The organism is Frankia sp. AgKG'84/4 (assembly GCF_023242965.2).
In the GTDB taxonomy this organism is placed as follows: Bacteria; Actinomycetota; Actinomycetes; order Frankiales; family Frankiaceae; genus Frankia.
Map to the genome: position 1 here is coordinate 1 of NZ_JALKFU020000279.1, position 6,746 is coordinate 6,746.

At 68.3% G+C, this 6,746-nt stretch carries 6 protein-coding genes; 2 read left to right on the forward strand and 4 right to left on the reverse strand.

The genetic code is table 11. The features are described from left to right. Positions 1-192 precede the first annotated feature (192 nt). On the forward strand, positions 193-945 hold the full coding sequence (locus tag MXD58_RS16790; protein WP_248841424.1) for a class I SAM-dependent DNA methyltransferase: 753 nt from the start codon (positions 193-195) through the stop codon (positions 943-945). Positions 946-1,116: 171 nt separating this feature from the next. On the opposite strand, the gene MXD58_RS16795 is transcribed toward MXD58_RS16790, so the two are convergent. The 3 genes from MXD58_RS16795 to MXD58_RS16805 form a co-directional block, all read right to left on the reverse strand. Further along, positions 1,117-1,623, reverse strand: a complete 507-nt coding sequence (locus MXD58_RS16795; RefSeq protein WP_248841425.1) for a MaoC family dehydratase — start codon at positions 1,621-1,623, stop codon at positions 1,117-1,119. A 46-nt stretch (positions 1,624-1,669) separates the two neighbouring features. Beyond that, positions 1,670-2,869, reverse strand: coding sequence for an acyl-CoA dehydrogenase family protein (locus MXD58_RS16800; RefSeq protein ID WP_248841426.1), 1,200 nt, complete (start codon positions 2,867-2,869; stop codon positions 1,670-1,672). A 995-nt stretch (positions 2,870-3,864) separates the two neighbouring features. Beyond that, complete coding sequence (locus MXD58_RS16805) at positions 3,865-5,085, reverse strand: ABC transporter substrate-binding protein (RefSeq protein WP_284678471.1); 1,221 nt, start codon at positions 5,083-5,085, stop codon at positions 3,865-3,867. A 374-nt stretch (positions 5,086-5,459) separates the two neighbouring features. On the opposite strand from MXD58_RS16805, the gene MXD58_RS16810 reads away from it, so the two are divergent. Continuing rightward, entirely contained in the window at positions 5,460-6,599 is a 1,140-nt protein-coding gene (locus MXD58_RS16810) for an acyl-CoA dehydrogenase family protein (RefSeq protein WP_374616238.1), read from the forward strand. Here MXD58_RS16810 and MXD58_RS31170 read toward each other — a convergent pair. Then, entirely contained in the window at positions 6,530-6,742 is a 213-nt protein-coding gene (locus MXD58_RS31170) for a pentapeptide repeat-containing protein (RefSeq protein ID WP_374616239.1), read from the reverse strand. The two genes, MXD58_RS16810 and MXD58_RS31170, sit on opposite strands and share 70 nt — an antisense overlap. Positions 6,743-6,746: the final 4 nt, after the last annotated feature.

Here is a 6,746-nt window from a genome sequence, read left to right on the forward strand (position 1 = left end):
CTCGGATCTTGGTGCGCCGCGGAACACTCGGATCTTGGTGCGCCGCGGAACACTCGGATCTTGGTGCGCCGCGGAACACTCGGATCTTGGTGCGCCGCGGAACACTCGGATCTTGGTGCGCCGCGGAACACTCGGGGTCGTCCGGTGATTAATGGCGTGCGGTCGTCCGGAGATTCCTATAGGAATCCTTTCATGGACGACGGATTCCTTGGCCCCGAGGTATACGGCGACACGATCGCTGACCTCTATGATGACTGGTTCTCCGGCTCGGATCGGCAGGTCGCGATCGACGCGGCCGCCGACTTCCTCCATGCGAGCGCCGGGGCGGGGCCGGCACTGGAGCTTGGTATCGGGACCGGCCGGATCGCGCTGCCGCTGGCCGCGCGGGGAACGAAGGTCACCGGAATCGATGCCTCGGCGCGAATGACGGCCCGCCTACGCGAGAAACCCGGTGGATCGGACATTCATGTCAAGGTCGCCGATTTTGCCGAAATCGGCTTTCCCGTCGAGTCCTTCGGTCTGGTCTATGTCGTGTTCAACACGTTCTGCGTACTCCCCGACCAGGAAGCGCAGGTCCGCTGCTTCAAAGCGGTGGCCGACGTGCTGCGGCCCGGTGGGTCGTTCGTGATGGAGAACTTCGTCCCGGACCTCACTCGGTTCGACCGCGGGCAGCGGGTCGAGGTCGAGCGGATTCTCGGGGACGTCACCCACCTCCATGCGGCGCTGCACGATCCGCTCGCGCAGCGAGTCCGCAGCCGGCGCCTTGTCGTCGGGCCGGGCGGGGTCCGTACCTTCCCCGTCGAGCTGCGTTACGCCTGGCCGAGCGAGCTGGACCTGATGGGCCGCCTCGCCGGCCTGACGCTGGCCGAGCGCTGGGCCGGCTGGACGCGCGAGCCCTTCACCGGCAGCAGCCCGTTCCACGTCTCCGTCTGGCGCAAGCCGTAGCCGCCGTGGCGCAGCCGGAGCGCGAGGGCGGTGCTGCGTGGGAGACGAGCTACCTGACTCTTTCGCAGGGACGAAGCGGGCGCCAACCCCTGTCGAAGAGTCGGGAACACCCGCTCCCACGCGAGCGGCAGAGTTCCCGGCCGACCCGCCCCCGGGTCGGCCGGTGGCGGATCAGGCCTGGGCGGGCTCGGGGCGGCCGGGCTGCTCGCCGCCGCGGGCCTCGCCGTAGGCGCGCTTGGGCACCATGACCTTGCGGCGGTAGATGCAGACCAGGGTGCCGTCCTGGTTGTGGCCGCGAGTCTCGACGGTGACGATGCCGCGGTCGTCCTTGCTCTTCGACTCGACCTTGGCGAGAACGGTCGACTCGCCGTAGATGGTGTCGCCGTGGAAGACCGGGGCGACGTGGCGCAGCGACTCGACCTCGAGGTTCGCGATCGCCTTGCCGGACACGTCCGAGACCGACATGCCGAGCAGCAGCGAGTACACGTAGTTCCCGACGACCACGTTCCGCTTGAACTGCGTCGTCTTCTCGGCGTAGTTCAGGTCGAGGTGCAGCGGGTGGTGGTTCATCGTGAGGAGACAGAAGAGATGGTCGTCGTACTCGGTGACCGTCTTGCCGGGCCAGTGCTTGTAGACGGCGCCGACCTCGAACTCCTCGTAGTAACGGCCGAACTGCATGAGTCTCCTCGATCTCGTCGTTGGGGTCGCGGGGGGTCGGGGGCGCTCAGCCGCCCAGGCGGTAGTCCTTGAGCAGCGCCCGGCTGATGATGCGCTTCTGCACCTCGGAGGTGCCCTCGCCGATGAGCATGAACGGCGCCTCGCGGTAGAGGCGCTCGATCTCGTACTCCTTGGAGTAGCCGTAGCCGCCGTGGATGCGGAACGAGTCGGTGGTGACCTCGTAGCAGTACTCGCTGGCCAGGTACTTCGCCATGCCGGCCTCGACGTCGTTGCGCTGCCCGCTGTCCTTCTTGCGCGCCGCGCTGACCATCATCAGGTGGCCGGCCTCGACCTTGGTGGCCATCTCGGCGAGCTTGAAGGCGATGGCCTGGTGGTCGGCGATCTGGTGACCGAAGGTGCGGCGCTGCTGGGCGTAGGCGATGCCGAGCTCGAAGGCGCGGATCATGATGCCGCAGGCGCGGGCGGCGACGTTGACCCGGCCGACCTCGACGCCGTCCATCATCTGGTAGAAGCCGCGGCCGGCCTGGTCGGCGCCGCCGAGGATCGCGGACGCCGGCACGCGGTGGCCGTCGAGGATCATCTCGGTGGTCTCGACGCCCTTGTAGCCGAGCTTCTCCAGCTTGCCGGGGATGGAGATCCCTTCGTGGGTGCCGAAGCCCGGCTCCTTCTCCAGCAGGAACGTGGTCATGTTCTTGTAGACCGAGTCGGCGCCCTCGTCGGTCTTGACCAGGGTGGCGACGACGCCGGAGCGGGCACCGTTGGTCAGCCACATCTTCTGGCCGTTGATGACGTAGTCATCGCCGTCGCGGGTGGCCCTGGTGGTGATCGCGGAGACGTCGGAGCCGCAGCCGGGCTCGCTCATCGAGAAGGCGCCGCGGACATCGCCGGTCGCCATCCGCGGCAGCAGCCGGGCCTTCTGCTCCTCGCTGCCGTGCTGGAGCACGAGGTAGGCGACGATGAAGTGGGTGTTGATCACGCCGGAGACGCTCATCCAGCCGCGCGCGATCTCCTCCACGACCAGGGCGTAGGTGAGCAGCGACTCGCCGAGGCCGCCGTACTCCTCCGGGATCATGATCCCGAACAGGCCCATGTCCTTCATGTGGTTGATGATCTCTTCGGGGTACTCGTCCTTGCGCTCGAGGTCACCCGCGTTCGGAAGGATCTCCTTGTCCACGAACGTGCGCACGGCCGCCAGGATGTCGGCCTGGACTTCGGTGAGCCCGTCGGTCTGCGCGATCCTGCCCATGTGTCCAGCTCCTCGTCTGGCGCGGTGGCGCCGGTCGTGCGGGTGGTACGCGGTCGTACGGATGTACGAGGGTGCCAGGTTCGCCCGGCGGGGTCCTTCCGCCGGTGGTCCGGCGGCCCCGGCGCACCGCGTGCGGCGGCCGGGCCTATTTCGCCACGTCGGGATCGACCCGGCGAGGCCGGGCCCGGTCCGTGGTTGACGGTAAGGGAAGCCGGGGCGTGGGTGCCTGCGTTCGGCGCCGCGACCGGATTCGGCGCTGTGTCCAGGTGCGGCGCTGTGTCCAGGTGCGGTGCTGCGTCCGGGTTCCGCGCTGAGCCCAGGTCCGGGCGGGCGACGAGGCACGCGCGGGTGAAGAGGGCCTGGCGGGTGAAGGGGGCCGGTCGGGTGACGGTGACGGGTCGGACTGTCGCACGGCCGCACCACCCCGTCCCGCCAAGCCCGTCAACGCCCTCTTTCCGCTTCGTCGCGCGCCCGAGACGGTCACGCATCCTCGGCGCCGGAACCTGCCGTGCGCGGCGTGGCGCGCGACCCGGCCCAGACGAGACGATAAGTAGCTTGGTAACATGATGAAGGTCTGTGGGGCAAGAAGTGCGTAACCGGCGGGGGTGACGCCTCGTCTGCGGGTCGCATCCCGTCGGTCCTCGGTCGATCATCGGGCCGCATCACGAGAGCCCGTCCGAGGGGACCGACAGCACCTTGAGTGCGCCGCGATGAACCCCGGGGAATACCGCTTTCTTTCAAAGAGCGGGAGTCAAGGAAGAACTGGACTCACAGGGAGATCGTCTGGCAGCGCGAACGCCGTGATTCCGGTGTTCTCTGCTGGCAGTCGCGAGATCGTCGCTCCGGTCCAAGCCCTCATGCCAGTGTGAACTGAGCGCCGTCCGTGGCGCGGGATGGTCCGTGGCGCCCCATCGCCAGAGCGCGTCTAAATTGTGACGCTCTGTTGACGGGTGCGTCGTTCGGAACCTCGTCGCGGTGGGCCGAGCCTCGCCCGGTCAGCCGCCGGTCTCGTTGTCGCACCACTCCAACTTGTCCCGGCCGCCGCCGCCGGGCACGACCTCGAAGGACTGCCCGGAGCGGGCGACGCGGAGGAAGTACCTGCACCGAATGACCGCGCCGCTAGTCGTCCGCAGGTCGACGGGGTCGGCGAGCAGTCCGTCGGCGTCGTAGTCGCGGACCTTACGCAGCCCATTCACGAAGGCGCTGCGGGTGGGGCAGGGCCCGGCCACGGCCAGTCCGCGCAGGAACAGGTCGGCCTCCGTGTAGGCCTCTCGCTGTGTCGCTCCGTCGGGATCGCTCACCTCGGGCGCGAACTGGTTCATCGTCGTCCGGTAGGCGGTCTGTGCGGGGGACTGCGCGTTCGGGTTGAAGACCAGCGCGAAGGTGAGGCCGGCGATCGACTGGCCGAAGTCGTGCAGCAGGCGGGCGTCGTACCCGAACAGCGCGAACGCGGTCTTGACCTCTGCGCCGTTTCGGCGGATGGCCTGCACCGAGGAGGCGAGGACGTCGGCTGCTCCCGAGGAGGCGAGGACGTCGGCGTTGGCCGCCTTCGCCGCCGCGGCGATCTGATCTGCCGAGACGAACCCGGTGGTGTGGTCGATGACGGCGACCACCGGGATGTTCTGCGAGGCGAAGCTCGCGCTCAGCTGGTCGCTGCTCTCGGACGAGGCCGGGTTCGCGCCCTCTCGGATGATCATCGCCCGGGTGCCGCCACTGCTGGCGGCGAACCGACCGATGACCGCCGTGTGCTGGTCCAGTGCGCCGTAGTTGGTCGAGAACATGTTGCGGTGGCGCGACCACTCCGACTCGGCCGCCACGCCGGTCACCGGCACGCCGGCGGTATCGAGGAACTGAGCCGAGCCCGAGGCCGTGGCGGACATTTCGATCACGCCGAAAACGTCCCCGTCGCCGTCGTCGACCAGTTGCCGGGCCGCGACGAGGTTCCCGGCTGGGGTTGACCCGTCGTCCTGCACCTCGAGCACAACGCGTCGGCCGTTGATCCCGCCCGCGGCGTTGGCCGCGGAGATCCGGGCCTGGATGGCTGCCCGGGTCGAGCTGAACGCAGCGCTGAGCGGACCGGTATCCGGAACGATCACACCGACCTTCACCTCCTGGGAGGTGACGCCGGGCACGTCGATAGGGCAATTCCTGTCTGCCGTGGAGGTCTGATAGATCGAACACGCCCACGAGGAGGTCGCGAGTAGCAGTGCCGACATCGCCGTCAGTGAATGCCGGCGAACTGGACGTATCGGCACAGTACCTCCCCGTAAATCCACCAAAATGGGTAGAGGTAATAGATATCACGCCGGCGGAGGATGGGTCCGTGCTTGCCTGGCGCGCGAGATCGTTCCCGGTCGGACAGTGGGCCGCCGGGCCCACTCGGGTGGGGTGCGGTGCGGAACGGCGCGATCAAGGACAGTCCGACCGGTTGCGGGTCACCCGGTGGGCCATTACGATTTGAGGGATATTTGCTGTCTGTTGCGGGTCGGGTACGTCGGGGGAGAATTTCTCGGCCGTGCCGCGCCGCGGCGGTGTCGACGCTGGCATTCTTGGACTGGATTTGGGCGGTGACGGTCGGGTGAGTAATGAGATCGACGAGATAATCGCGTCGGTGCGCCGTTTTGTGCGGGATGAGGTTGTCCCGGCGGAGTCAGAGATCGAAGCCGGCGACGTTATTCCGGACCGTCTGCGAGTGGCCGCGGCGGATATGGGCCTGTTTGGTTTCGCGATTCCCGAGATCTATGGCGGCCTGGGGCTGTCGATGAGCGACGAGGCGCGCCTGGTATTCGAGCTTGGCTACACCACCCCGGCCTTCCGCTCCATGTTCGGGACGAACAACGGCATCGCCGGCCACGTGCTGCTCGAAGGCGCCACCGAGGAGCAGAAGAAGGCGTACCTGCCCAAGATCGCGTCGGGCGAGTGGGTGGCATCCTTCGCGCTGACGGAGGAGGGTGCCGGCTCGGACCCGGCGGGCCTGGCCACGACCGCGCGGCGCGACGGTGACGAGTGGGTCATCAACGGCGCCAAGCGGTACATCACGAACGCGCCGAACGCGGATGTCTTCATGGTGTTCGCCCGGTCCGAGGAAGGCTCCACGGGCGGCCGCGGGATCAGCACCTTCATGGTCGAGCGGGACACCCCCGGCCTCAGCGTGGCCCCGAAGGACGCGAAGATGGGCCAGGCCGGCGCCTGGACCGCGGACGTCTACTTCGACAACATGCGCGTTCCGGCGGACACGCTGATCGGCGGCGAGCAGGGTGAGGGCCGCGGCTATGTGACGGCGATGCGCTGCCTGGCGCACGGCCGGATCCACATCGCCGCGCTGTGCGTCGGACTGTCGCAGCGCCTCGTCGACGAGTCGGTGTCGTACGCGTCGGCGCGGGTCCAGGGCGGCAAGGTGATCGGTGAGCACCAGCTCATCCAGGGCCTGCTGGCCGACTCGGTGACCGACCTGTACGCGGCGCGCGCCCTGGTCAAGGAAGTGGCCGCTGCGTTCGACGACGGCAGCGACCAGCGGATCGGCCCGTCGTGCGCCAAGTACTTCGCGTCCGAGGCGGTCGGGCGGATCGCGGACCGCGCGGTGCAGATCCACGGCGGCAGCGGGTACATGCGGGGTGTGCCGGTGGAGCGGTTCTACCGCGACGCGCGACTGTTCCGCATCTACGAGGGCACGAGCCAGATCCAGCAGCTCGTGATCTCCAGAGGAGTCCTGAAGGACGCCGCCAGCTGAACGGGGACGGACGCCGCCCGCGCAGGTGCGCGGGCGGCGTCCGTCCCGGGCAGACCAGTGCCGGGCAGATCAGTGCCGGGCAGATCAGTGCCGGGCAGATCAGTGCCGGGCAGATCAGTGCCGGGCAGATCAGTGCCGGGCAGATCA

Excerpts from the sequence above, each read along its gene's own strand:
- MXD58_RS16790 (WP_248841424.1), top strand. The coding sequence starts at position 193 with ATGGACGACGGATTCCTTGGCCCCGAGGTATACGGCGACACGATCGCT.
- MXD58_RS16805 (WP_284678471.1), bottom strand. The coding sequence starts at position 5,085 with ATGTCGGCACTGCTACTCGCGACCTCCTCGTGGGCGTGTTCGATCTAT.
- MXD58_RS16795 (WP_248841425.1), bottom strand. The coding sequence starts at position 1,623 with ATGCAGTTCGGCCGTTACTACGAGGAGTTCGAGGTCGGCGCCGTCTAC.
- MXD58_RS16800 (WP_248841426.1), bottom strand. The coding sequence starts at position 2,869 with ATGGGCAGGATCGCGCAGACCGACGGGCTCACCGAAGTCCAGGCCGAC.